We start from the raw sequence: 26,091 nt of genomic DNA on the forward strand, positions 1-26,091 counted from the left end.
GCTGTTGACTTCAAATGGTGGTGGGCACTATAACCCGCTCACTGAACGAGGGCGGCGGCGCTGCTGGCGACGACGACTTTCGTTCTAAAGAAATCACTGATTGATTGGCGCATGCTGGTTGGGACCGGGTTACGGTTTGGTCTCTGAAAGCAGTGCTGTTCGGGAAGTTTTGACGGTTTGGCCTTTTGGTTTTGAAGCGTCGGTTATTTGACAATTGAAGATGAGAAGAAAGAGAAACGTGGTCGGCGGTTTTCGCGGGTGAAGCTTTCGGGCTTTGCTCATAGGAAGACAAATGACGGTCACGTTTTGAACAAGAGAACACCTGGTTTTTTGGCGCAGTGATGCGGTTTAAGATCATAGTGAGTTCTCGTCGATTCAGAACAAGAGTGATTAGTCGGATTGGATTCTCAACTTGAGAGTTTGATCCTGGCTCAGAACGAACGCTGGCGGCAGGCTTAACACATGCAAGTCGAGCGCCCCGCAAGGGGAGCGGCAGACGGGTGAGTAACGCGTGGGAATCTACCCATCCCTACGGAACAACTCCGGGAAACTGGAGCTAATACCGTATACGCCCTTCGGGGGAAAGATTTATCGGGGATGGATGAGCCCGCGTTGGATTAGCTAGTTGGTGGGGTAAAGGCCTACCAAGGCGACGATCCATAGCTGGTCTGAGAGGATGATCAGCCACATTGGGACTGAGACACGGCCCAAACTCCTACGGGAGGCAGCAGTGGGGAATATTGGACAATGGGCGCAAGCCTGATCCAGCCATGCCGCGTGAGTGATGAAGGTCTTAGGATTGTAAAGCTCTTTCACCGGAGAAGATAATGACGGTATCCGGAGAAGAAGCCCCGGCTAACTTCGTGCCAGCAGCCGCGGTAATACGAAGGGGGCTAGCGTTGTTCGGAATTACTGGGCGTAAAGCGCACGTAGGCGGATATTTAAGTCAGGGGTGAAATCCCAGAGCTCAACTCTGGAACTGCCTTTGATACTGGGTATCTTGAGTATGGAAGAGGTAAGTGGAATTGCGAGTGTAGAGGTGAAATTCGTAGATATTCGCAGGAACACCAGTGGCGAAGGCGGCTTACTGGTCCATTACTGACGCTGAGGTGCGAAAGCGTGGGGAGCAAACAGGATTAGATACCCTGGTAGTCCACGCCGTAAACGATGAATGTTAGCCGTCGGCAAGTTTACTTGTCGGTGGCGCAGCTAACGCATTAAACATTCCGCCTGGGGAGTACGGTCGCAAGATTAAAACTCAAAGGAATTGACGGGGGCCCGCACAAGCGGTGGAGCATGTGGTTTAATTCGAAGCAACGCGCAGAACCTTACCAGCCCTTGACATGCCCGGCTCGCCACAGAGATGTGGTTTTCCCTTCGGGGACCGGGACACAGGTGCTGCATGGCTGTCGTCAGCTCGTGTCGTGAGATGTTGGGTTAAGTCCCGCAACGAGCGCAACCCTCGCCCTTAGTTGCCAGCATTCAGTTGGGCACTCTAAGGGGACTGCCGGTGATAAGCCGAGAGGAAGGTGGGGATGACGTCAAGTCCTCATGGCCCTTACGGGCTGGGCTACACACGTGCTACAATGGTGGTGACAGTGGGCAGCGAAGGAGCGATCCCGAGCTAATCTCCAAAAGCCATCTCAGTTCGGATTGCACTCTGCAACTCGAGTGCATGAAGTTGGAATCGCTAGTAATCGCGGATCAGCACGCCGCGGTGAATACGTTCCCGGGCCTTGTACACACCGCCCGTCACACCATGGGAGTTGGTTTTACCCGAAGGTAGTGCGCTAACCGCAAGGAGGCAGCTAACCACGGTAGGGTCAGCGACTGGGGTGAAGTCGTAACAAGGTAGCCGTAGGGGAACCTGCGGCTGGATCACCTCCTTTCTAAGGAAGCTGTGGAATTGGTAAGACGCCTGACCTGATCTTCGGATCAACTCAGGATGAACCTTCCCGTGCTTTTTAGAACAATAGATGGCACCAGTCAGGTGACCATCGAAACGCAATACGCCACGGAATACCTTCGGGTATCGGATGGTATGGCGAACCCGCCGACTACGTTTCTCTTTCTTCAAAAGGATATGAACCATTGGTTTGCGCTCACGCACGTACCGCCCTTCGGGCTGTGCTCCGCGAGGGCGCCGGACGACCGGCGACGGCTCGCTGAGCTTGTATGGGCGGTTTACGTTTGGGCTTTCGAGCCTGGCGAGATGGGCCCGTAGCTCAGTTGGTTAGAGCACACGCTTGATAAGCGTGGGGTCGGTAGTTCGAGTCTACCCGGGCCCACCATTTTTGGTTCGCCAATGTGGTTTGTTTGATGGTTTGCCTGATCCTGGCGTTTGTTTCGTCAGGTGTTTGTGATGGTTGGGGCTGTAGCTCAGCTGGGAGAGCACCTGCTTTGCAAGCAGGGGGTCAGCGGTTCGATCCCGCTCAGCTCCACCAATTCACTTTGGTGTCGATGCGAGCGCGAAACATATCCTTTGAAGAAATAAAAGTTTGCATCACTTCGATGAAGTGCTGCCTGTTCTGCAAAAATCGTGAAGAGAAGATTGATCTGGAGGCTTCCAGGTATGGGTTTAGGCCCATGTCCGAGGCCGGTTCCAATGACGTCGTGGATGGCCTAGCCGGCCGGATACGAAAGAGGGGCCGGAAGAGGTAGGAAGCTTGTCACTCTGGTCGGTCGTTGTTGGTGTTCTGACCTTCGGGTTTGAGCATCTCTGACGACTTGCTGATGTCCGTTTGCTAACCGCGCGGACCCGGATTTAATCTCGAGAAGCTGGTCTTAAAGACAGGTTTGCAAGCGGGTCGCTCGGCGTGACCCCAATCAAGCAGGCCTGTCGAACACGTCGATGGCATCATGAGAAGGGCTGGTTGTAAAAGGTAACCGGTCCGTCGCGCATTGGGTCTGAAAGCCTGATGGGTGGCTATATTGATGAGCATTGGCAATGAGAACGATTAAGTGTCGTAAGGGCATTTGGTGGATGCCTTGGCATGCACAGGCGAAGAAGGACGTGATACGCTGCGATAAGCCGTGGGGAGCTGCGAATGAGCTTTGATCCATGGATCTCCGAATGGGGCAACCCACCTTAGATACCTAGAAAGTTTAAGCCGATCTTCGGATCGGTTTAGGTTTCTAGGTATTGTTAAAAGGTATCTTACCTTCGAATAAAATAGGGGTAAGAAGCGAACTCGGGGAACTGAAACATCTAAGTACCCGAAGGAAAGGACATCAACCGAGACTCCGCAAGTAGTGGCGAGCGAACGCGGACCAGGCCAGTGGCAATCAGGAATAAAGCCGAACGCTTTGGAAAAGGCGGCCGCAGCGGGTGATAGCCCCGTAGGCGTAGAACACTGATTGTCCTAGAGTAGGGCGGGACACGTGAAATCCTGTCTGAACATGGGGAGACCACTCTCCAAGCCTAAGTACTCGTGCATGACCGATAGCGAACAAGTACCGTGAGGGAAAGGTGAAAAGCACCCCGACAAGGGGAGTGAAATAGAACCTGAAACCGGATGCCTACAAACAGTCGGAGGGGGCAACCCTGACGGCGTACCTTTTGTATAATGGGTCAACGACTTAGTGTAACTAGCAAGCTTAAGCCGGTAGGTGTAGGCGCAGCGAAAGCGAGTCTGAACAGGGCGTTCAGTTAGTTGCATTAGACCCGAAACCGAGTGATCTAGCCATGAGCAGGTTGAAGGTTGGGTAACACCAACTGGAGGACCGAACCCGCATCTGTTGCAATAGATTGGGATGACTTGTGGCTAGGGGTGAAAGGCCAATCAAACTCGGAAATAGCTGGTTCTCCGCGAAAACTATTTAGGTAGTGCGTCGATCGAATACCCCGGGGGGTAGAGCACTGGATGGGCTATGGGGACTCACCGTCTTACTGATCCTAACCAAACTCCGAATACCCGGGAGTACTAATCGGCAGACACACGGCGGGTGCTAACGTCCGTCGTGAAAAGGGAAACAACCCTGACCTCCAGCTAAGGTCCCCAAGTCATGGCTAAGTGGGAAAGGATGTGAGGATCCCAAAACAACCAGGATGTTGGCTTAGAAGCAGCCATCATTTAAAGAAAGCGTAACAGCTCACTGGTCTAATTAAGGGTCTTTGCGCCGAAAATGTAACGGGGCTAAAGCCATGCACCGAAGCTGAGGATACGTGACTTGTCACGTGTGGTAGCGGAGCGTTCCGTAAGCCTGTGAAGGAGGACCCGTGAGGGCCTCTGGAGGTATCGGAAGTGCGAATGTTGACATGAGTAACGATAAAGAGGGTGAGAGACCCTCTCGCCGAAAGACCAAGGGTTCCTGCTTAAAGTTAATCTGAGCAGGGTTAGCCGGCCCCTAAGCCGAGGCAGAAATGCGTAGGTGATGGGAACCACGTTAATATTCGTGGGCCTGGTGGTAGTGACGGATCGCAAAAATTGTTCAACCTTATTGGATTGGTTGGGCAGTGGGGCGGTTCCAGGAAATAGCTCCACCATTATAGACCGTACCCGAAACCGACACAGGTGGTCAGGTAGAGTATACCAAGGCGCTTGAGAGAACTATGTTGAAGGAACTCGGCAAATTGCACGCGTAACTTCGGAAGAAGCGTGACCCCATTTTGGGCAACCATAATGGGGTGGCACAGACCAGGGGGTAGCGACTGTTTATCAAAAACACAGGGCTCTGCGAAGTCTAAAGACGACGTATAGGGTCTGACGCCTGCCCGGTGCTGGAAGGTTAAGAGGAGAGGTGCAAGCTTTGAATCGAAGCCCCAGTAAACGGCGGCCGTAACTATAACGGTCCTAAGGTAGCGAAATTCCTTGTCGGGTAAGTTCCGACCTGCACGAATGGCGTAACGACTTCCCCGCTGTCTCCAACATAGACTCAGTGAAATTGAATTCCCCGTGAAGATGCGGGGTTCCTGCGGTTAGACGGAAAGACCCCGTGCACCTTTACTATAGCTTTACACTGGCATTCGTGTCGGCATGTGTAGGATAGGTGGTAGGCTTTGAAGCGGGGACGCCAGTCTTCGTGGAGCCATCCTTGAAATACCACCCTTATCGTCATGGATGTCTAACCGCGGTCCGTCATCCGGATCCGGGACAGTGTATGGTGGGTAGTTTGACTGGGGCGGTCGCCTCCGAAAGAGTAACGGAGGCGCGCGATGGTGGGCTCAGACCGGTCGGAAATCGGTCGTCGAGTGCAATGGCATAAGCCCGCCTGACTGCGAGACTGACAAGTCGAGCAGAGACGAAAGTCGGTCATAGTGATCCGGTGGTCCCGCGTGGAAGGGCCATCGCTCAACGGATAAAAGGTACGCCGGGGATAACAGGCTGATGACCCCCAAGAGTCCATATCGACGGGGTTGTTTGGCACCTCGATGTCGGCTCATCGCATCCTGGGGCTGGAGCAGGTCCCAAGGGTTTGGCTGTTCGCCAATTAAAGCGGTACGTGAGCTGGGTTCAGAACGTCGTGAGACAGTTCGGTCCCTATCTGCCGTGGGTGTAGGAATATTGACAGGATCTGTCCCTAGTACGAGAGGACCGGGATGGACATATCTCTGGTGGACCTGTTGTCCTGCCAAGGGCATAGCAGGGTAGCTATATATGGAATGGATAACCGCTGAAGGCATCTAAGCGGGAAACCAACCTGAAAACGAGTGTTCCCTATCAGGGCCGTGGAAGACGACCACGTTGATAGGCCGGGTGTGGACGTGCAGCAATGCATGAAGCTTACCGGTACTAATAGCCCGATTGGCTTGATCGTTCTCATTGATTATGCTCATCGAACGAAGTTCGATGTGCCTAAGACCTTTGTCCTGACGGCGTACGCAAACCTTTGGTTTGCTGCCTGCGGACGGCCCGCGCCACATGGCGCGACGGCCTCTGGCCTGCATGGGTGCCCAAAGCGCTCATCGGGTCTGGAAAGGTTTAAAGACGTGTTCAAAGACTAAAAACGAAGTGAAAACTTCACCAGCTTCTCACAATGTTGCGCTTCGCTGACCTGGTGGTTATTGCGGGGCGGCCGCACCCGTTCCCATTCCGAACACGGCCGTGAAACGCCCCTGCGCCAATGGTACTCCGTCTCAAGACGCGGGAGAGTAGGTCGCTGCCAGGTCTGCTAAACGCAACATATCTTCTCATTCACGAAAACAAACGGCCCCTGGCCGAAACCAAGGGCCGCCCAAAAGCGGCCCTTTTGCCGTTCAATACCGAAATACGAGGCAAGCCGCACTGGAAACTTTCCCCTGCGTCCCTCACAGGAGACAAATCGCCTTCGGCAATTTGCTCCGGCACAGTCCGCCATCGCGTCGCGACGGCGGAGCCGCGACAAACCTCAAAGAGGTTTGCGCTTAACGCGGGGTGGAGCAGCCCGGTAGCTCGTCAGGCTCATAACCTGAAGGCCGCAGGTTCAAATCCTGCCCCCGCAACCAAATCTTACATAATCATCAACACGAAAGCCCTCCTCACCCGAGGGCTTTTTGCGTTTAATGCCGATGATCTGTTCGTCTGTGAAACGATTGCGCTTCATTCCCTGGTCCTCTCAATGGGACAGAGCTTACTCCAGAATGGATTATTTCAACGGGGTAAGGTCAGGGCCGCGCCACGATCCGATCTGACGAAGAACCAGATGACTTCCGGGAGCAAAGCCGCGCAAGGCATGCCTGGCAGCGTTAGTCGTCAGGCAAATCCAACCGTCGTAGCGGAAGGAGGTGAGGCCGTCCCAACGCTTGAGCATGTAATCGAATCGCTTCGGCGACCGAAGAACTGGGCAACAGTTTGGCGTGTCTGGTCGGCACCCAGTCCCCAGTTCATCGATGAGCGGCATGCTCTCCTCGCGACGGCATTTGCCTGTCGTTCCTTTTTATTGGCCCTGGGCCGGACGCTGTCTGTCGGTCCAGGACGGCGGCATCCCGACCTGAGAGGCCGCGAAGTCCACCAGACCGGGTGACCGACCGAATTTCTCGCAGGCCGGGTATTTCGGCTTTCCACCGAGACCGGACTTGATCCTCTGCGCAGACGGGATTTTGGGGAGCCCCTTGAAGGGCGTCTTGCCGGTGACGAGCATCTTTGAAAAATCATTGCCGAAGCTCGCCGCAAGCAAATAGGCGTCCCCAATCTGCGAAACGCGCGCACTGGTGGTCACGAAGTTCGCTCCCCTGGCCCATACCATCGCGCCTATTTGCTTGCCTTCCCTTGTGGTCGCCTCCGCCTCTACGGAAAGACCTCCAAGCCCCATGGGCAGCCTCGGGACGGGCACCGGGACGACGAAGTTGGCTCCGAGCGACGTTGCAGTCGACAGGCCGGCCATCGTGGCATTGGTTGGCACGATGCGGGTGATGGTGGCGTGAACGACGAGATCCGCATCCTCTTTCCGCTCCACCACCACGAAACGATCGCTGACGCCAACGCAGAGCGCGCGGCTGATCACATTCGCGACCAGGGCTTGATCGGAAGACTTCTTGATGGATAGCGCAGCACCGCCTGCAACCTTCGTTGGCTCGATGTAAATCGTTCTGGTTGAGACGAGATCGGTTGAAGCGACACGATAATTTGCCTTGGTCAGCCGCCCGTTGTTCGATGTCAGACTGTCGTAGGAGGTCAGCGAATTTGCCCGTTCGAGCGGCACGGCGGCGCAGCCGCCAAGCGACAAAGCAAGGAGAGCGGGCGCAATCAGTCGACGACACGGCTGGATGCCTGCCAGGCCAAGGCGGGGATGTAGCATCTGGTTCTCCTATCGATGTGGGAAGGTCGGCGCGTTATCGGCCCTGCGCCGTCTGCGTGCCCGTGAGCGTTTCGGTGAGCATGTTGGTGAACGAAGGCCTGTCTTTCCACAGGCTGCCGCCCGTCATCTTGGCATATCCGAGGCTGTAGACCGCACGCATGTAGTTGGTGTTGAACGGATCGGTCATGTCGTAGGCGACCTGCGCATCGATCGAGGCCACCCGGAACCGGATGCCGTTCTTTTGGGCATAGACGTAGGTGGCCACCAGCGCACTGCGTGTCTGTGCCTTGATGAGGGAGGAATTCGCCCTGGCCATGACTGTAAACGTGTTGTTCGTGGTGGTGGAAAATTCGGACATCAGCGCGTTGTTGATGATGATGTACATGTTTAGCTTCACGCCCTTGGGCCACTCGACCTTGTCCGAATTGGCCATCCATCCCTCCGGAATCGTCAGGATCTGCGAGGCCGACCCGCCGTCGGAATGCATTTCCTCGAACGACTGATCGCCCGATCTTGCTTTGATGAGCACCGCCGGATAAAGGCCGGGGATGCTTGCCGAGGCGATGACAATGTCCCGGAAGAGCTGTAACGCGTCGGGCCGGCCACTGTCGGCGATGGCGCCCATGTTCCAGATCACCGCTCTTTGGGAATCGAGGTTCGAAGTCAGGATAAGGAGGCGCCGCCCCTTGCGATGCTCTGCGGCGATTTTCGTCAGGACATCCGACGTCAGGTACCGCTCGACCATGGTTCGAAGCGGCTTCTGCTTCAGGAGGCTGGCACCCAACAGACCCTGGGGCAGGAAATCTGCATCGACCAATTCCTTGGCAACGCCGCTCGTGTAGAGATTGACGAGGATGTCGTCATAGGCCGGACCAAGGAAGGCGTAGGGCGCGATCAATGCACCCGTGCTGACGCCGCTGACGATATCAAACTCGGGCCGTTGTCCCCTATCCGACCAGGCTTTCAGCGCCCCGACGCTGAAAGCGCCTCCGGCGCCGCCGCCCGACAACACGAGGTAGTTGACTTCCTTGTGTCTCGGGATGGGTAGCCACGCACGTGCCGCGGGCAGTTCCCGGCTCATATCCGCGTAGATACGGATATCGCCAAACCCCTCGATACCGGCGGTCGCGGCAGCCTTCGGTCCATAGGCAATGCGGTCCGGCGCCATGCAGCCGGCAAGAAAAACCAGCATGATGATGGCTATCACCCGATGCACAGCTAGCGCCTTGTACCGGGCGACTGCCTGGAGGAAACGTTAAAGTCCCCACCGGCGGCACGGCAGAGATCCGCGCATGCTGTCTGCGGACTCCGTAACGGTCCGATCGTCCAACGCCGCGGCCTCACCAGATAGCCTTTGAAACTCACTGTAATCTTCCTTGGGAATCAAATCTGGCGGTATTAATTCAGAATTTGTCATTGCCTTTGGTGTTGTAATGTTAAGTGTTATTGGCCGCAGCGATCGAGCGTCCACCACCGGTCAGCCGACGAACAACGCGCTTTGCAGACGGTTGAAATCCCGCAACAAAACTTCATCGATCGCCTTGGTTTCGTCCCTGTTTTGACATCGCGAGGTTGCTTGCCGCGGTTATCGGTAGCGACAGCGAAACGGGAGGTCGATGTGGCCCACGACGACATGACGATTGCCGAGGTCCTGAAGGATCCTCTGGTCCGACAAATGATGCGAGCAGACCGGGTGTCTTTGAGAGAGATGAAAAACTGCTTCAGGAGGCGGCTTGCCGGCCGAGGATTCCGAAGGAACCCATCCCTCCGCAGAGGCCGCCGGACCGATATGCGCTAGTTCGTCTGGCCGGCAATCCTTGAGGCCGGGGTTGCCGCGAACATCGTCAGCGGCCACGGGCTGATCGGAGGCGCACCGAATTGAACCCTCGAGTCGTCTTTGGCGATGATCACTCCCGAATGCGGGAAGGCCGGGGCACTCGCGGCACGACGATCATGGGGCATTTTGCCGGCATGTGGTCGATCACCTCCGCCTGACGAGAGCCTCTTGAGCTGGGATCCGTTCTTTCGCAGCGGGAACCTGACTGCCTTGGTGCTGAGCAGCCTGTACCGGCGGCAATTGTATCTTCACCCGCAGGCCGTGCGGCGATATGTTCTCCAGCAACAGCGAGCCGCCGTGGCCTTTGACGATTTCGTCCGCAATCGAAAGCCCCAGCCCGAAACCGCTGTTGGAATTTAGTGACCGGGCCTCATCGACCTTGAAGAAGGGCTCCAGGACTTTATCCTGGAGCCCTTCTTCAAGGCCAGGGCCGTTGTCGCTCACGATGATTGCCGCCCCGCCTTGCGAACTATGGCGCAATTCGACGGCTACCTTCGTGCCGAACCTCACCGCGTTCTCTGCGATATTGGTGATGGCGCGTATGAGGGCCTTCTGTTGACACAAGTATCCAAACCGCTCCGGCCCGCGGTAAACTACATCATGCCCGAGATCACAAAATTCCGACGCAATAGTCCGCAGAAGGCTGGAAATATCGACCTTTCGAAGCGGTTCGGTTGTGGCAGTGCTACTTAGATACTGAAGGCTTTCCTCGATCATGGTGGTAAGGTTGTCAATATCGGCCAGCATTGCTTCCCTGGACGCGGGGTCCTTCGAACGTTCCACGCGCATTCGCAGTCGCGTCAGAGGCGTCCTCAGATCGTGGCTCACGGCCGTCAGCATCCGTGTGCGATCATCGACCATTTTTCGAATACGGTGACGCATGTTGTTGAGCGCCGTGGCAAGCGTGCGAAGTTCCCTGGCGCCTTCGGTGGTGAATTGCTCTCCTTCGTTACCGTCGAGGCGCAGTTGCTTTGCCGCGTCGGCAAAGCGGACGAGAGGCGACGTGATCATCCGACTTATATAGAGCACCAGGAGGAGCATCGGCAGCATCAGGATGTTGGCTTTGACGATGAACTCGACGACTGCGCTGAAAGACGAGGGGGAAACATCGGCACCGCCGAACCCGATAACGAGAGCACGCAGCGCGTCAAGGCGCACCGCAACCGTACTGTGTCCATCGCCGTCCGACGTGTTTTCAAGAACCACCGTTTCAAAATCGGCAGGCAGTACGTCGTGAAGCGCATCCGAGATGAGGTGATCATCCGTTTGACGCGCCAATTCGCTACTGACGTCGCTCCATGGCAGAACCTTCAATTCGAGACTGCCGGAGGCGCTGGCCCTCACCAGATGCTCGATTTCGTCGTCGTTTCTGGCGCTTCTGACCTGATGCACAAGCAGCTCGATTTGGGCGCCTTTGCCTATGAGCATTTTTTCATTCTGGAAAATGAATGGCTCAGGGAGAATCGCGATGAGACAGATGACGAGCAGCGGAACAATAGATGCGAACACCATGAATTGTGTTCGTATGGACGCCTTGCGAAAGCGATCGATCATGTTGCTATCGCAACCTCCGGAGTGAAGACATATCCGCCCAGGCGCACGGTTTTGATGAATGTCGGCTCCTTGTAATTCGGTTCGATTTTCTGCCGGACACGACTGACGTGCACATCAATGCTCCGTTCTACAGGTCCTGCCGAGCCTGCGTGGGTACGGGCAAGTATTTCCTGGCGGTTCATGACCTGTCGGGGGTTCTGGCAAAACACCAGCAACACATCAAATTCCGCCGTCGTCAGCGACACATGGAAACCGTCACGGTCGGTCAATTCCCGGGTGACCGGGTCAATCCGCCAGCCCGCAAACGTCATCGGTTCCTGCTTTGGCTTGATCTGCGCTGAATACGACGATCGCCGCAGAAGTGCCTTTATTCTCGCCAGAAGCTCCCTGGATTTAAACGGTTTTGTGACGTAGTCGTCGGCGCCCAATTCCAGCCCGACGACCCTGTCTATCTCTTTCGTTCGCGCCGTAAGCATGAGGATGGGGATCGTATCGGACGACCTGATTCTTCCGCATATGCTGAAACCGTCCTCGCCTGGCAGCATTCCATCCAGCACGATAAGGTCGAATTTCTTCTTCTTCAGCAGGCTGTCCATTTCAACCGCCGACCCCACCGGTTCAGCGGCATAACCCGCCTCCGTGATCAGATCGATCAGCATATTCGCGATATCCCGATCATCCTCGACGACGAGGATGCGGGCTGAAGCTTGTATAAGACCATTGCTTACGAGGTTATTCATGGGCTTAGCCATTTTGTGTCGGAATCCCGATTATTAGTTAGCCCGTTTCGCGGCATCGTTGTCAGCAACAATTGTGTTAAATTTTGTTGCCGCGGTCCGCCACAGCCTCTGAACCGATGGGTTCGTCAACATTAACGGTCAGCCTCAATCTTCATTTCATGGAGCACGGCTTGGCTGCTGTCCTCTCCGAAGCTTCGCTTTAAAAGCAGCAGCAAGTCATCGACAAAAGTGAAGATGACGGGGATAACGACGAGGCTGAGGACGGTGGAAGTCATCAGGCCGCCGATGACGACGATCGCCATCGGTTGACGGAAGCTTGCATCGCCGCCGCTGAGGCTCAAGGCCACGGGAAGCATGCCGCCGCCCATGGCAATCGTCGTCATGACGATCGGACGGGCGCGCTTGTGGCAGGCATCGACCAGGGCGTCGAACCGCGAGAGGCCGGCGCGTCGCGACATGATCGCGTATTCGACCAGCAGGATCGAATTCTTCGTCACCACGCCCATCAGCATGAGCAAGCCGATCACCACGGGCATGGAGAAACTGGTTCCGGTCAGCACCAGCGGCAGCAGCGCGCCGCCAAGCGAAAGCGGAAGGGCCATCAGGATCGTCAACGGCTGGAAGAAGTCCTGGAAGAGCAATACCAGGACGGCGTAGATGCAGAACACACCGATCCCCATGGCAATGGCGAAGTTGTCGAAGAGCTCCGAGCTGCGCTCGAGTTCGCCCTGTTCGATGAGCTTGACGTCGTCCGGAAGGTTCTGAAGTGCGGGCAGCGCCTGCGCTTCGCGATAGACGTCGCCGAGGATACGGCCGTTGAGCTCGACCGACAGCGTAACGTTTCGCGAGCGGTCAATGCGGCTGATCTCGGAGGGGCTGCCCCCGATGCGGATGTCGGCGACCGAGCCGAGATCGACGCTGCCCCTGGCACCGGCAACGCGGAGATTTGCAATGTCGTCAAGCGTCGTTCGATTGCCGGGCTCGAACCGGACGCGGATGGGAAGCTGGCGCTGGGGCAGGTTGAGCTTGGCGAGCGAGGAGGAATAATCCCCGCTCGTGGCCACGCGAACCGCTTCGGAAATTGCTTCTGCCGTGACGCCGAGGGCGGCGGCGCGGTTGAGGTCCGGCACGATCTGGACTTCCGGGGCCTGCAGGGAGGCGCTGGAGGTCACTGCTCCGATGCCCTGAAGGCCGCGCAGCTGTTCTTCGAGTGCTCCCGCAGCCCGGTCGAGCGCATCGGAATCGTCGCTTGCGAGCGTGATTTCCAGCGTCGTACCGTTACCACCCGTACCCACCTCGATCCTGACGCCCGGGAGAACGACGAGTGCTTGCCGGATGTCGTTTTCGATCTCGGCCTGCTCGCGACTGCGTTCGCCGATCGTCTTCAGATCGACGACGAGCGAGGCGGTCGCCGTATCGGCGGTAGTTGAGGAATCGATCAGGTCATCCGACGAGGCGCTTCCGACGGCGGAGAACACCCGCGTGACGTCCGGCAGACCGGAGACGATATCCGCCGCCTGCCGCGTCATAACGTCCGTTTGTTCGATCGAGCTGCCGGGTGGAAGCGTCAGAGTGACCTTGGTCTGCGAATCGTCCGATGCCGGCAGGAAGCCGGCGCTGAGCATGGTAATCGTCGAGAGTGAGAGCCCGAGGAATATGCAGACGCCGAGGACCGTCAGCTTGCGATGGTGCAGGCAGGTTTTGACGACGGCCATGTAGGCGCGCATGATCCGGCCGTCCCTCTGCTCGATGGGATGCGCTTTCATCAGATAAGCGGCCATCATCGGTGTCAGCAGGCGTGCGACGACCAGTGAGGCGAGAACCGCCACCGCCGCTGTTATGCCGAACTGGCGGAAGATCAGGCCGGGAATGCCGGTCATGAAGGCTGTCGGCAAAAAGACCGCGACGAGCGTCAGGGTCGTTGCGATGACGGCAAGGCCGATTTCATCGGCTGCCTCGAGCGCAGCCCCTTTCGGTGGTTTTCCCATTTGCAGGTGGCGTGCGATGTTCTCGATCTCGACGATCGCATCGTCGATGAGGATGCCGACCACGAGCGAGAGGGCGAGCAGCGTCACCGTATTGAGGCTGAAATCCGCCAGATACATGACGAGAAAGGTCGGGATGACGGAGAGCGGCAGCGCCACCGCCGAGAGCAAGGTCGCCCGCCAGTCGCGCAGGAAGAGCCAGACCACCACGACCGCCAGGACTGCACCTTCATAGAGCATGTGCATGGAGCCGTCGTAATTTTCGATAATCGGCCCGACCGTACCGTAGGCCTGGACGATCTCGACATCGGGATTGGCCGAGGCAAAGTCCTGGATGGCCGCTTCGATGGCGGACGCGACGCCCGTATCCGAAAAGCCGTTCGATCGTTTCACCTCGACAGCGATCACCCGCTCGCCATCGAGATAGGCGATCGACGAGCGGTCGGCAAAGCTGTCCGTCACCATGCCGATCTCGGCCAGCTGCACCAGCTCCCCGCTCGGAAGCGGGATTGCGAGCGCTTTCAGTTCCTCGACCGAGGAAACCGCCCCGAGTGTCCGGATCCCCTGCTTGCCGCCGCCGATCTCGGCTCGACCGCCTGACGTGTCCGACTGCACGGACTTGAGCTGTGAGGAAACGGTAGCAGCGCTGAGGCCGAGCGCGCTCATGATCTGGGGGTTAAGGTCGATGTGCACCTCGCGCTCGGTGCCGCCGATCCGACTGACCTCGCCGACGCCGGGTACGGAAAGCAGGGCTTTCGTCATGTCGTTGTCGACGAACCAGGAGAGTTCCGTTTCGTCGAGGCGCGTGGAGCGCACCGCATAGGTGAGGAGTGTGGAACCCTGCACCGTCACCTTGGTCACGCCCGGCGCCTGCATCTCGGAAGGCAGGTCGCCGCCCGCGCTATCGACGGCATTGCGCACCTCGTTCAGTGCTTCCTCGCTGTCCTTTCCCAACTGGAACGAGACATTGATGGTGACCGACCCGTCCGTGACCTTCGTCGTGATGTGGTCGAGGAGGCTCAGCGAGGCGAGCCTGTCTTCGATCTTGCGCGCGACTTCTGTTTCGAGCTGGGCCGGCGCGGCACCTTCAAGCGAGGCGCTGATCTTGATCGTCGGCAGGTCCATGTCGGGAAAGTTCTGCACCGCCAGCCGGTCGAAGGCGATGAGGCCGCCGACGGTCAGCAGGATGAACAGCAGAATGGCGGGAACCGGATTGCGGATCGACCAGGCGGAAAAGTTCATCGCGATTCCCTCCTTTCGAGCTGGACGAGCGCGTCTCCGACCACTCGGACGAAGGCTTTGTCCGCAAGGAAAGCGCCGCCGGTCGTCACCACCTCGGTCGAGCGGTCGAGGCCCGAGAGGATTTCCACTTCGCTGCCGTTGCGGCGGCCGGTTTCCACGCGGATGCGTGAGGCACGCCTGTTGGCATCAACGGTGAAGACGTAAGCGATGCCGTCACGCAGGACGAGCGCCGTCTCGGGCACGGTAAGCGCCGCGGTGGTCTCAAGCTCGATCTGGCCGGTGACGTAAAGGCCGATGGGCGGGCGCGCCTCCGCCGGCAGCGCCACATAGGCGAGCGCCCGCCCGGTATCAGTGCTGACCGTCGGTCCGACGAGCCGAACGGTTCCTTTGACGCGTCGGCCACCAGGACCGACGATCATGGCTGTCAGACCTTCCCTAAGGCGAGGCAAATAGCGCGCAGACACTTCCGCCTGCCATTCGACGCGCTCCTGGCGGATCATGCGGAACAGCTCCGTGCCGGAGGAGACGACGGCGCCGAGCTGGGCCGAGCGGGATGTGATCAACCCATCGTCCACAGCCAGGATAGTCGTCTTCGCGAGCTTGATCCTCTGGCTTTCCAGTAGGGCCTCGGCGGATTCCACGCCAGCCACCGCCGTCTGTTCGGCGATCAGGTATTCATTGATCTTCTCGTCCGAAAGCACGCCGCTTCCCTGCACCTTGCGTGCCCGGTTGGCATTCGCTCTCGCCTTGGCGAGATCGGCCCTGGCGCTTGCCAAGGCGGCCTCCTGGTTACGCAGTTCTGCACGCACGGTTTCGTCGGCAAGCCGGACGAGGGGCTGACCCTTGGAGACGATCGATCCGACATCGACAAGGACGGCGGTCACGCGCAGGCCTTCGATTTCCGCGGCGATAACCGCTTCGTGCCAAGGCTTCAGCCAGCCGTTGGCCGGTACTGTTTCAGGCCATTGGCGTTCTGCCGGATTGGCCACGGCGACGGTAAGCGCTGCCGCCTTGTTCTGTTGCGCAAGCACGGGCTCTGCCACGCAAGCAAGGTTCACGCTCAGGAAGAGGGTGAGGAAAAGATTTGTCGGTCGCATCGGTTGAATCTGCTTTTCTTGCATCGCGCTTCCCGCCCACGGTTGTCAGTCGCGATTTCATGTCCGAACCGGTCGGACCGGCTCGGAATTGAAATCCCTCCAGGCGACATGAGGATCGGAATTGCGTCGGGTCCCGTCACCGAAAGCCACCTATCCCAATGCGGGAAACCGAGGATAAGAGGCCAGCGAACGGGGAGGACGTCGGCGGCTTTGCCGCGCCTTCGCGGGCCGCTAGAACTTGTAACCGGCCATCAGCATCGCAGATGGCTGCACGTCGTTCTGAACGATCGGGCTATCCTTCGCATCGCCGGTCAGGAAACCGACCCCTGCCTGGCCGCGAATAACCCAGTGTTCGGTCGCCATGTACGTTACGGACGCCTCGATGTCGAAACGCTTCAGTCCCGCGCTTGCCTCATATTGCCGCAAACCCGATCTTGCGGACTGGGCAGCGGTTACCCCAAAGTAGCTTTTCATGTGGTTGTCGTCGGCGAACGTCGCGGAAGCGCCCGCGGAAAGAATAAAGCGATCGTAGTGATGGGAGACATTTGCTCCGACCTGACCGAGAAGTCCGTCGCTCCCGCCGACCGTCTTGTCGACGGAGGCATAAAATTCCATCGGTCCCCATTCATACGAGAGCTGCGTTCCGACAACAGCCCCGGCGTCGATGTCGCCAAGCCCTCTCAGGTGGGAGGAATCGTCTTCATCGCGTCCACCCCCCATGTCGTAACCGCCCTTCACCGTGAGCTTGAAACCGTTGGACTTCAGTACATCGACCGCCAGCCCGCCCGGATCGACCGTGACGCGATCACCAAAGGTCGCGGAGATCATAGGAATGGGGACCAGTACGAACTCGTCCGATCCTTCGAATTTCGGCGCATACATGGCTCCGGCGCCGACCATGACGTTCCAGTCGGAGAGCTTCTGGCGTATCCCGCCAAACCGTCCCTTGTCGAAGTTCGCTGCCGCGGGGATGGCAGCCTCTTCAGCCTCGTAGGGGTCGGCAGCACCTGCCTGGGTAAGGGGGCAAGCAACGACTGCGAGCCCCGCAGCGATGGCGACACGCCGCGGACGGCTTAAAAAGGACTTGGTCAATGACATTCCAATTGGCTCCTGGGATCCGATAGAGAGTTTTGCGCGTGAAAAAGCCTGCGCCCGCCGCGTCGGCCTCTCGCGGTCGCATTGTCCCAGACGGCGTCGTTAACTTGGGTTTTGTGATGTTAAGTAATGTTGTCCCGGTCACTGCCGCTGACCCGCAGGTGGCGGCATTCGCAACAAAACCAAATAAAACCAAACACACTCTTGCACCGGCAAAAGCTAGATTTTCTCATATCCGTATGAGGAACTCACCATGTCCATCGAAACCATTCGCCCCAAGAAAATTCTTGTGTTTCTGCCCTCGGCGGCGGCCAGTGCGATTGTCGCGAAACTGGCGGACCATGGGCATGAGGCCGTTGCAGTATCGACGTTTCCAGAGGCTTTTACTGCGCTCCGGTCCGATCAGTATTCCTTCGCCATAACGACGCGACGGGAGATCGATCTCCTGCGCAATATTCGCTCCATACCGGTGGTCAATCTCGAGGTTTTCTTCCACACCGAGCCTTCCGGCGATGGTCCATTGATAACGTCAAAACGGTTCGACAGCCGCGCATTTATGAAGCGGATCGAGTTCCTTGTTCAGCCTATGGCGATGAGAATTGAACCCGCCCGCGCCGAGCAGGCAAAGAATGAAGGGATGCCGGAACGTGACACGCCCCGATGGTGGGCGGCGATAAAGTTCATGCTGGGTTTGTCGCGCCGGCGGGAAGGATTGAAGGATGTTCGATCCTGAGAGGCTTCCAGTGGTCGCCGCCGGCCTTGGTCCGGCGATAGAAGGGACCGCAGCCGGATAGAGGCCTTGTACAATGGAGTTCTGGCGGATTGTCGCTCCAAAGCAGGAGCAGGCCTTCTTCGGGATATGTCTTTTGATTTACTGGCTAATAAGCGCCGCCTCGTTGAGCGGATACATTCTGGGAGCTCTGTTTCTGATCGTGGCAGCGGGCCGGTTTGTGCGGCATGCCGCGACCCTGTTTGCGTCAAAACTGCCGAGGAGATCGCGACTCAGGCACTATATCGTACTGTGTACGTCGGTGGCCTTCTTCTTCCTGCTGGCTGTGCGAGGTTGTTACCTTGCCGCTGTGATCGTAGACGTCGGCTTCCGTTCCGATCCGTTTGAAGCCCGTAGCGATATCGGTCAGCATTGACTAGCAGCCAGATTGAGTGCCGGGGGCAACCCGGCCGGGCGTCTCTCGCCATCGGCGTTGATCTCATCAGAGCTCATCGAGCCCTTCATTCAGCGTCTCGATGTTGCGTAGGCGCTTTCTTCCCTCGACGCCTGCCTTCTCCAGGCATCGGGTGATTATCAGATGGCAGAGGGCCATGACCGCCGTATGGTTGAAGAGGGGGCCGGGCGCCAAGGTCTGGCATTGGAAATGCCACGTTGCCGATGTCTCGAACGCGGCACCCTCGTCGGTGATATAGAGGAGCTTCGCTTTGGATTTCCGAAGCTGGGCGAGGATGGCGTCCACCTGGGCGATTCTCCGGCGCATGGCGAAGAACACCACCACGTCGTCTTCGCGCAGGCTGACAAGGTGTTCTCCAAGCGTCTGCCCCGCGCCGGGGATCGCGACGATATCCTCGATCACCTGGGTCAACTGCCATTGCAGGTAGGAGGCAAAAGGATGGCTGCTCCGAAAACCGAGCACCCAGACCTTGCGGGCGGCAAGCATTGTTTCCGTCACGGCTTCGATCTGGCCCTCGGATACGGAAAGGAACGTTGCTTCAAGATTGGCGATCGCCTGAGCGACATGCGCCTGCATCGACTGGGCGGCCGACACGTCGGCGGCGGTCGTCAGGAAGAACCGGGAACCGGTCTGCTTTTCGGCCCGGGCATGGCGACGGGCTTCTTCATAGTTCTCATAGCCGAGGCGATGGATGAAGCGCGTCACTGTGGCCTTGGAAACATGCGCAAGCGCGGCAAGTTCCTGCGCCGAATAGCTGGCAAGCTCGCCGGGAAAGTCGCAGACGAACTCCCCCAGGCGCTTCTCGGCAGGATGCAACTGGGGAATTGCCTGCCTTACGCGAAACAGGAACGATTTATCCTTCGGCACAGGAAGCTCCGCCAAGACATCAGCGCACGGACTTTCCGGCGGGACGCCGCGACTTGCAACAGAAAAAACCACCTCTCCGGGGCATTGCCTGGGAGGCGCCTCCATCAGTTCGCCCTCGATCCGGCTGCAGGGGGACGGGCGATCCGGGATAGCAACAGTTCGACCGCAGAGCGGATAGGCGCGATTACCGGTGACGAGAAGGTCCGCTGAAGATCGTCGGCCGCCTGGCCCAGCGGGCCGCCACCGATGATGACCGCGTCAGCGCAATCCCGTTCGAGGCATTCGCGAACCGCAATCTCAAGCGACGCGTGCAAACGCGCGGGATCGGAGGCAAGAACCAGCGGGTCGCCGCCGGTCAGCCGTGTGCCGGTGAAGAGGTGGGCGAGGCCAAGCGTTTCGGCCTTGGTGGCGAAACTCGCCACGAGGTCGGGGGTGACGGTCGCGATGCCGAAACGCCGGCCTCCGGCGGAGGCTTCGTACATGCTCGCCTCGCAGATGCCGACGGCCGGCAGGCTGGACAGGGCTTTCAGGCGTTCCAGTCCCGGATCGCCGAATGCGCTGACGATCAACCCATCGCTGGTCCCCTCCGCAGCCAATCCCATTTCGACGACGCCGCCGGCCGCTGCCGCAAGCTCCTCGCCATTCAGGATCATCGCTACTCCCCTCGTGGCGGTGACACCCTCCACGGAGAAATTTTCCGGCAGGTATTTCCGGGCGATCTCGGTCATCATAACCGTCGTCGCCCGCGAGGTGTTCGGATTGATCAATGTGATACGCGTCATGTCTCGTTCCGCGCGCGATTGCACGGACAGCCTCCCCGCCTCGTCATTGTTTCTCATTAGCTTTGGCCTGTTCAGGCATATTGCACGCAAGCGACGCTGCCGGCTCCGCCGACCGGCATCAAGGCCGGCACCTCCGTGCGGCAGAGGTCGGAAACCTGGGCGCAGCGCGGCGCAAAGGCGCAACCGGGCGGCATGGCGGCCAGGTCAGGCGGCGCGCCGGGAATGGTGATCAGCCGGTCGCGTCCGTGGGCCAGTTCGACGCGGGCGCCGAGCAACCCCTTGGTATATGGGTGTCTCGGTTCGCGGATGATGTCGGCAACCCTGCCTTCCTCGACGATCCGCCCGGCATACATCACCGCGATCCGGTCCGCGACTTCCGCCGCAACGCCGATATCATGGGTGACGAAGATGACGGAGAGCCCGTATTCCTTCTGCAGATCACGGATCAGCAGGAGGATCTGGATCTGGACCGTCGCATCGAGAGCCGTGGTCGGTTCGTCGGCGAGCAGGACCTTCGGGTTGCAGGCAAGCGCCATGGCGATCATCGATCGCTGCAGCATGCCGCCGGACATTTCATGCGGATAATTTTGCAGCCGGCGCTCCGGGGATGGAATCTTGACCTTCTGGAAGAGAGCAAGCGCCCGCGCCGCCGCTTGCGAGCGCGAGATGCCCTCATGCCGCATGATGGTTTCTTCTATCTGGCGGCCGAGCGTGTAGACGGGGTCGAGGGCCAGCCGCGGCTCCTGGAAGACCATCGAGGCGACGGCGCCGCGAAAGGCACCGAGATCCTTGGCCGTCAATCCGGTCACATCGCGGCCGGCGACGGTCATCGAGCCTTCGATCGTTGTGCCTTTGGGGTGCAGGCGCAGCAGCGAGCGCATGGTGACGCTCTTGCCGGACCCGGATTCGCCGAGCAGCGCGACAACCTCGCCCGGCTGTACCGAAAGGCTGACGCCGTTGACGGCCTTCACCGGTTTGCGGCCGCGATTGAACGTCACGGAAAGATTGCGGATATCGATCATTGCGGCGGTTTGCATGGTCATGCCTCCATCAATGCCGGTGCACGGCTGTGGCCGGAGCCCGGTACGGACATCAGGCAGGCCGCGGACTGGCTTTCGGATACGCTTGCAAGCGGCGGCAGCTTGTCGCTGCAGACGCTCTCGGCAAACGAACAGCGGGTATGGAACCGACAGCCCGGCGGCGGATCGATCGGGTTCGGCGGGTCGCCCGAGAGCGGCGGCTCTGAGGTTCTTTCGGACGGGTCCATCTTCGGCATCGAGGCGAGAAGTGCGGCGGAATAGGGATGGCGGGCGTTCTCGAAGATCGCATCGCGGCTGCCGATCTCGGCCACTTTGCCGAGATACATGACCATCACCCGGTCACACATGAAGCGCACGACGTTGAGGTCGTGGGAGATGAACAGGTAAGTCAGACCAAAATCCCGCTTCAGGTCGAGGAGCAGGTTCAGGACCTGGGCCTCCACCGACTTGTCGAGTGCCGACACAGCCTCGTCGAGGATGACGAGCCGCGGTTCGAGTGCCAGCGCCCGGGCGATGTTGACGCGCTGCCGCTGTCCGCCTGACAGTTCGTGCGGGTAACGGCCGGCGAAACGCAGGGGCTCAAGCCCGACGCGGTGCAGCAGGTCATGGGCCCTGGCGATCGCCTTGCTCGCGGGAACGCCATGTACGCGTGGCGCGAAGGCGATGGATTCTTCGATCGTCAACCTCGGGTTGAGGGAAGCGTAGCTGTCCTGAAAGACCATCTGGACCTGGCGGCGGTAGTCGGAAAGCGGCAGCGCGCCGCCAACCGTCTCACCGTCGAACAGGATATCGCCTCGGTCGGGCAAGATGAGCTGCATCAGCAGCCGCGCCGTGGTGGACTTGCCGCAGCCGCTTTCTCCGACGACCCCGAGTGTCTCGCCCTTGAAGATATCGAAATCCACGCCGTCGACGGCGCGAACGACCTTCTTCGGCTTCATGAAACCGCTACCCTTGACCGGGAAATGCTTGATCAGGCCGCGGGCGGAGATCAGCGGCTGGGCGGGGCCGCCCCTTTCGCCGACGGGAAGATCGTAGGCAGGTTCTTCGACGATGCTGATCATGACTTCACATCCATGGCTGTGCGCAGCCCGTCTGAGAAAAGGTTGAAGCAAATCGAGGTGATGAAGATCATCAGGCCGGGCAAGGCCGCCACGAACGGGTTGTTGTAGATCGCCGTCCGAAGCGTGTTCAGCATCAGCCCCCATTCGGCATCCGGCGGCCGCACGCCGAGGCCAAGGAAGGAGAGGCCTGACGCGAGGATCATCGAGACGGATATGAGGCTCGTTGCAAAGACGAAGATCGGCCCGAGCACATTGCCGAGGATATGGACTCGGATGATCGTCATCGGCGGGGCGCCGGAGGCCCGCGCAGCGTCCACGTAGTCGAGCTTGCGGACCTGGGTGGTGACGCTTTCGGCGACGCGGGCGATCTGCGGGATGAAGACGACCGTCAGCGAGACGAGCGCATTGGTGAGCCCCGAGCCGAGTGCGCCCGACAGCGCCACGGCCAGAAGGACCGACGGAAAAGCGTAGAAGACGTCGACCGTGCGCATGATCAGCGTGTTGACGATGCCGCCCGCGTAACCGGCGACGATCCCGATCGTCGAGCCGATGATGAAGGCGATCGGCACCGGAATGACGCCCATGATCAGCGATAGCCGCGCGCCATAAATCAGCCGGGAGAGCATGTCGCGGCCGAGTTCGTCCGTGCCGAAGATGTAGCCTGGCGTGCCGATCGGCTTGAGGCGGCGGATGACGCTGCCCTTGGAGGGATCGTAAGGCGCGATATAGGGCGCAAGAATCGCGATCAGCACCAGGATCAGGAGAATAGCGAGGGCCGTCATGGCGACCGGATCGCGGCAGATGCGGCGCAGCACGCCGCTCCAGAAGCCGGGGGATTTGGCGATGGCGGCAGGGGAAGGGGCCGCGATGTCTGCGGTGACGACAGCCATGTGTCAGCTCCTCTGGATGCGGGGATCGATCGCGCTCTGCAGCACGTCGACGACGAGGTTGAGGAAAACGAAGAACATGGCGAGCACCAGGATCGTGCCCTGCAGGATGGGCAGGTCGCGGGTGAAGATCGCGCCGTTCAACAGGAAGCCGGTTCCCGGCCAGGAGAAAACCGTTTCGATCAGGATCGAGCCGCCAAGCAGGTAACCGAGCTGCAGCCCCATGACCGAGAGCGCGGTCGGCGCGGCGTTGCGCACCACGTGGCGCAGGATCTGCTGTGTCATCAGCCCCTTGGCGGCAAGTGCCTGGGTGAAGTCCTGGGAGAGGATATCGGCGACCAGCGAGCGGATGGTGCGGGCGATGATGCCCATCGGGATGACCGACATGGTGACGGCAGGCAGGATGAGGAACTGCAGATAGGCCCAGCTGAAGTTTCGGCCGGACGATCCCTCTGGTCCGCCGCCCATGGCGGGCAGCCAGCCGAGCGTGACGGAAAAGGCGATGACCAGCACCATGCCGAGCCAATAGTGGGGTACGCTGACGCCCAGCATCGAAACCGCCGATGCCAGGCGGTCCACCCAGCTTCCGCGGAAGACGCCGGCCAGGAAACCCAGGGTAGAACCCGCCAGGAAGCCGATAACGGCGGCAGCGAGCGCGAGGATGATGGAATTGACGGATGCATCCAGGATCTCGTTCAGCACCGGCCGGCCGCTGGCGATCGAGGTACCGAGATCGCCCTGCAGCGCGTGCCATGCCCAAAGGGCATATTGGACGGGAAGCGGTCGGTCCAATCCGTAGAAGCTGCGCATCTGTGTCTGCAATTCGGCGGAGGCGTCCGAAGGCAGGATCGCGGCGAGCGGATCGCCTGGGGCGATATGGATCAGCATGAAGCATACGATGCTCACGCCGATCGCGACGGGAATGACGTGCAGAAGTCGTTTCAGGGCGTAGAGCAGCATGGTGTCCTCACCGGGAGAGGTTGATCGGGCATCATGAAAGGCGGCGCGCCGATCGCCCGGCGCGCCGCATGCTCGGAATTACTCCATGGTAATCGTCGAAAAATCCTGGAACCAGTTCTGGGCCTGGACGAAGCCCTTGACCTTGGCGGTCATGGCGCGCGGATTGACGTCGTGCGTCACCATCAGGAACAGCGCATCGTTCACGTATTTCTCGTGCACCTGCTGCATTACCTTGTCCTGTTCGACGGGATCGAAGGTGTTGCGCACCTTGTCGAACAGCGCATCCATGTCCTTATCGCAATAATAGCCCCAGTTGGTGCCGGTCGGCGGGGCGAGCTTGCACTGCGACTGGCGGATCATGGCGGTGAAGGGATCCTGGATGAAGTAGCTGTAGTTGATCGCCGTTGCGCCTTTGGCGCTTGGGTCCTTGGCGCCGGCGCGCCAGACGTTGATGACCGTATTCCAGTCCATCACCTCGTATTCGACATTGATGCCGACCTCGGCAAGCGTCTGCTGGATGTATTCGTTCATTTGCAGGGGCAGCATCTGGCCGGAACCGGAGGAGGAGATGATGACCTTGGTCTTCAGCGGCTTGTCGGGGCCGTAACCCGCTTCCTTCATCAGCTTCTTGGCTTCCTCGACATTGTATTCCACCTTGAAGGCCGGCTTGCCGAACCACTGGTGGCCGGGCGGCATATAGCCTTGCGCCGGGACGGAAAGACCGCCGAGAAGTTCGTTCAGGCCCGCGCGGTCAACTGCAAGGTTCGCAGCCTTTCGGACGCGGATGTCATTCCATGGGGATCCGTCGATGCGCGACAGGTGCCAGGTCCAGTTATGCGGGTAGGAATTGGTGATGATCTTGAGACCGGCTTCTTTCAGCGATTTCACCGAGTCCGGGGCGGGTGCCTCGATCCAGTCGACCTGGCCGGAGCGGAGCGCTGCGACACGGGTATTGGGTTCAGGCAACGGGATAAGGACGAGCTTGTCGAGCTTGGGAACGCGCGCCTTGTCCCAGTAGTCCTTGTTGGGCGTCAGCTCGGCCCGCTCGCGTGGCGTAAAGCCGCTTTCCAGTTTCCACGGACCGGTGCCGGAAGGCTTCTGGGCGACCGTATCCCAGTTCTTGCCCTGCTTTTCCCAGTTCGCCGGCGAGGAAATGAGGATCCAGCTCAGCTGGTAGGGAAGCGTCGCATCCGGCGTGTTGGTGGTGATTTCCACCGTCAGGGGATCGACGACCTTGTAGGAAACGACCGCCGGGATGCGCGACTTGCCCTGCGCCGCCTGGCGCTTGTCGAACTGCGGAGCGTCGGTCTTCAACAGCTTGTCGAGGTTCCAGACGACCGCCTCCGCATCGAAGGCGCTGCCGTCATGGAATTTGACGCCGTCGCGGAGCTTGAAGGTCCATTTGGTCTTGTCGGCCGAATCGACCTGCCAGGAGGTCGCAAGGCTCGGAATGAGGGCGGATGGCTTGTCGGCTTTCGAAAGATCCCACTCGATCAGTGAATTGTAGACCGTATAACCCATGAAGCGCTGACCTTCGCCGCCCTGATCGGTCTGGCCGGTGGTGAGCGGGATATCGGAAGCGGTCATACCGATACGCAGCGTTCCAGCCGCCAGCGCGGGGGTTGCAAGGAGCGCTGCCGCGGTCGCGCCAAATACCGTCGTCATCCGCAGGTTCCGAAAAATGCTGATGCCATGCCGGTTATTTGATGATGTTTTGGTCATGCTGTTCCCTCTTTTATTGAAGTCACTGGACTTTTTTACCCAGTCATAAAAGGGAAAGCAGATTTCATGCCAATTTCTGTGAAACTGGGATTTCACATCGATCTCTAACGGACTAGCTCAAATAGATGAGCTCAATTTCGAGATACGGACGGCTCGTGCCGAATTCTGTGGCGAGAATGCGAGGCGTCTGCCGAAAAATGCCGCGCCGGTAGCCCCGACGCACCCGCGTCTGACGGATGTTTCAGTTCAGTTCCTCGAGACAGGCCGTTGCACTTCGCGGCGTGGCTTCGAGATCATCGGTTAGACAGATAATCGGCGGAAA

At 59.1% G+C, this 26,091-nt stretch carries 16 protein-coding genes, 3 tRNA genes and 3 rRNA genes; 7 read left to right on the forward strand and 15 right to left on the reverse strand.

Annotation, left to right across the window (positions count from 1 at the left end; all coding sequences use genetic code 11):
- Positions 1 to 408 precede the first annotated feature (408 nt).
- The 6 genes from ABCW43_RS27955 to ABCW43_RS27980 all read left to right on the forward strand — a co-directional run bounded on the left by ABCW43_RS27955 (position 409) and on the right by ABCW43_RS27980 (position 6,424).
- A 16S ribosomal RNA gene (locus tag ABCW43_RS27955) occupies positions 409 to 1,889 on the forward strand.
- 325 nt (positions 1,890 to 2,214) lie between these two features.
- A tRNA-Ile gene (locus ABCW43_RS27960) sits at positions 2,215 to 2,291 on the forward strand.
- A gap of 77 nt (positions 2,292 to 2,368) precedes the next feature.
- Positions 2,369 to 2,444 (forward strand) — tRNA-Ala (locus tag ABCW43_RS27965).
- A 511-nt stretch (positions 2,445 to 2,955) separates the two neighbouring features.
- Positions 2,956 to 5,757 (forward strand): 23S ribosomal RNA (locus ABCW43_RS27970).
- A gap of 236 nt (positions 5,758 to 5,993) precedes the next feature.
- Positions 5,994 to 6,108, forward strand: a 5S ribosomal RNA gene (rrf, locus tag ABCW43_RS27975).
- The 16S, 23S and 5S rRNA genes sit together here with 3 tRNA genes alongside, the layout of an rRNA operon.
- Positions 6,109 to 6,347: 239 nt before the next feature.
- Positions 6,348 to 6,424: transfer RNA gene (locus ABCW43_RS27980), tRNA-Met, on the forward strand.
- A 140-nt stretch (positions 6,425 to 6,564) separates the two neighbouring features.
- Here the strand turns inward: ABCW43_RS27980 and ABCW43_RS27985 are convergent.
- The 8 genes from ABCW43_RS27985 to ABCW43_RS28020 form a co-directional block, all read right to left on the reverse strand.
- Positions 6,565 to 6,819, reverse strand: a complete 255-nt coding sequence (locus ABCW43_RS27985; protein WP_445739017.1) for a hypothetical protein — start codon at positions 6,817 to 6,819, stop codon at positions 6,565 to 6,567.
- Positions 6,820 to 6,855: 36 nt separating this feature from the next.
- Complete coding sequence (locus ABCW43_RS27990) at positions 6,856 to 7,716, reverse strand: DUF3313 domain-containing protein (RefSeq protein ID WP_345930609.1); 861 nt, start codon at positions 7,714 to 7,716, stop codon at positions 6,856 to 6,858.
- A gap of 34 nt (positions 7,717 to 7,750) precedes the next feature.
- A complete protein-coding gene (locus ABCW43_RS27995; RefSeq protein ID WP_345930610.1) occupies positions 7,751 to 8,908 on the reverse strand; it encodes a patatin-like phospholipase family protein in 1,158 nt (385 codons plus the stop codon).
- A gap of 789 nt (positions 8,909 to 9,697) precedes the next feature.
- Entirely contained in the window at positions 9,698 to 11,107 is a 1,410-nt protein-coding gene (locus ABCW43_RS28000; protein ID WP_345930611.1) for an ATP-binding protein, read from the reverse strand.
- A complete protein-coding gene (locus tag ABCW43_RS28005) occupies positions 11,104 to 11,859 on the reverse strand; it encodes a response regulator (RefSeq protein WP_345930612.1) in 756 nt (251 codons plus the stop codon). Before ABCW43_RS28005 ends, ABCW43_RS28000 begins: the two co-directional genes overlap by 4 nt.
- Before the next feature lie 119 nt (positions 11,860 to 11,978).
- Complete coding sequence (locus tag ABCW43_RS28010; protein WP_345930613.1) at positions 11,979 to 15,074, reverse strand: efflux RND transporter permease subunit; 3,096 nt, start codon at positions 15,072 to 15,074, stop codon at positions 11,979 to 11,981.
- On the reverse strand, positions 15,071 to 16,171 hold the full coding sequence (locus tag ABCW43_RS28015) for an efflux RND transporter periplasmic adaptor subunit (RefSeq protein ID WP_345930614.1): 1,101 nt from the start codon (positions 16,169 to 16,171) through the stop codon (positions 15,071 to 15,073). The genes ABCW43_RS28010 and ABCW43_RS28015 overlap by 4 nt, the downstream gene beginning before the upstream one ends.
- 231 nt (positions 16,172 to 16,402) lie before the next feature.
- Positions 16,403 to 17,269 (reverse strand): MipA/OmpV family protein, encoded by an 867-nt coding sequence (locus tag ABCW43_RS28020; RefSeq protein WP_345930615.1) that lies wholly within the window; start codon positions 17,267 to 17,269, stop codon positions 16,403 to 16,405.
- 250 nt (positions 17,270 to 17,519) lie between these two features.
- Between ABCW43_RS28020 and ABCW43_RS28025 the strand changes: the two genes are divergently transcribed.
- Complete coding sequence (locus ABCW43_RS28025; protein WP_345930616.1) at positions 17,520 to 17,999, forward strand: hypothetical protein; 480 nt, start codon at positions 17,520 to 17,522, stop codon at positions 17,997 to 17,999.
- Between the two features lie 478 nt (positions 18,000 to 18,477).
- Here ABCW43_RS28025 and ABCW43_RS28030 read toward each other — a convergent pair whose 3' ends face one another.
- From ABCW43_RS28030 to ABCW43_RS28060, 7 genes are all read right to left on the reverse strand, one after another.
- Positions 18,478 to 19,317 (reverse strand): MurR/RpiR family transcriptional regulator, encoded by an 840-nt coding sequence (locus ABCW43_RS28030; protein WP_345930617.1) that lies wholly within the window; start codon positions 19,315 to 19,317, stop codon positions 18,478 to 18,480.
- Positions 19,318 to 19,421: 104 nt separating this feature from the next.
- A complete protein-coding gene (locus tag ABCW43_RS28035; protein WP_345930618.1) occupies positions 19,422 to 20,099 on the reverse strand; it encodes an aspartate/glutamate racemase family protein in 678 nt (225 codons plus the stop codon).
- A 71-nt stretch (positions 20,100 to 20,170) separates the two neighbouring features.
- Positions 20,171 to 21,136, reverse strand: coding sequence for an ABC transporter ATP-binding protein (locus tag ABCW43_RS28040; protein WP_445739018.1), 966 nt, complete (start codon positions 21,134 to 21,136; stop codon positions 20,171 to 20,173).
- Between the two features lie 2 nt (positions 21,137 to 21,138).
- Positions 21,139 to 22,200 (reverse strand): ABC transporter ATP-binding protein, encoded by a 1,062-nt coding sequence (locus ABCW43_RS28045; protein WP_345930620.1) that lies wholly within the window; start codon positions 22,198 to 22,200, stop codon positions 21,139 to 21,141.
- The gene (locus ABCW43_RS28050; RefSeq protein ID WP_345930621.1) at positions 22,197 to 23,090 is read right to left on the reverse strand and encodes an ABC transporter permease; all 894 of its coding nucleotides are present in this window, start codon (positions 23,088 to 23,090) and stop codon (positions 22,197 to 22,199) included. The genes ABCW43_RS28045 and ABCW43_RS28050 overlap by 4 nt, the downstream gene beginning before the upstream one ends.
- Before the next feature lie 3 nt (positions 23,091 to 23,093).
- A complete protein-coding gene (locus ABCW43_RS28055; protein WP_345930622.1) occupies positions 23,094 to 24,047 on the reverse strand; it encodes an ABC transporter permease in 954 nt (317 codons plus the stop codon).
- Between the two features lie 78 nt (positions 24,048 to 24,125).
- On the reverse strand, positions 24,126 to 25,712 hold the full coding sequence (locus tag ABCW43_RS28060; protein WP_345930623.1) for an ABC transporter substrate-binding protein: 1,587 nt from the start codon (positions 25,710 to 25,712) through the stop codon (positions 24,126 to 24,128).
- Between the last annotated feature and the right edge of the window lie 379 nt (positions 25,713 to 26,091).

Source organism: Neorhizobium tunisiense, from assembly GCF_039631515.1.
GTDB lineage: Bacteria > Pseudomonadota > Alphaproteobacteria > Rhizobiales > Rhizobiaceae > Neorhizobium.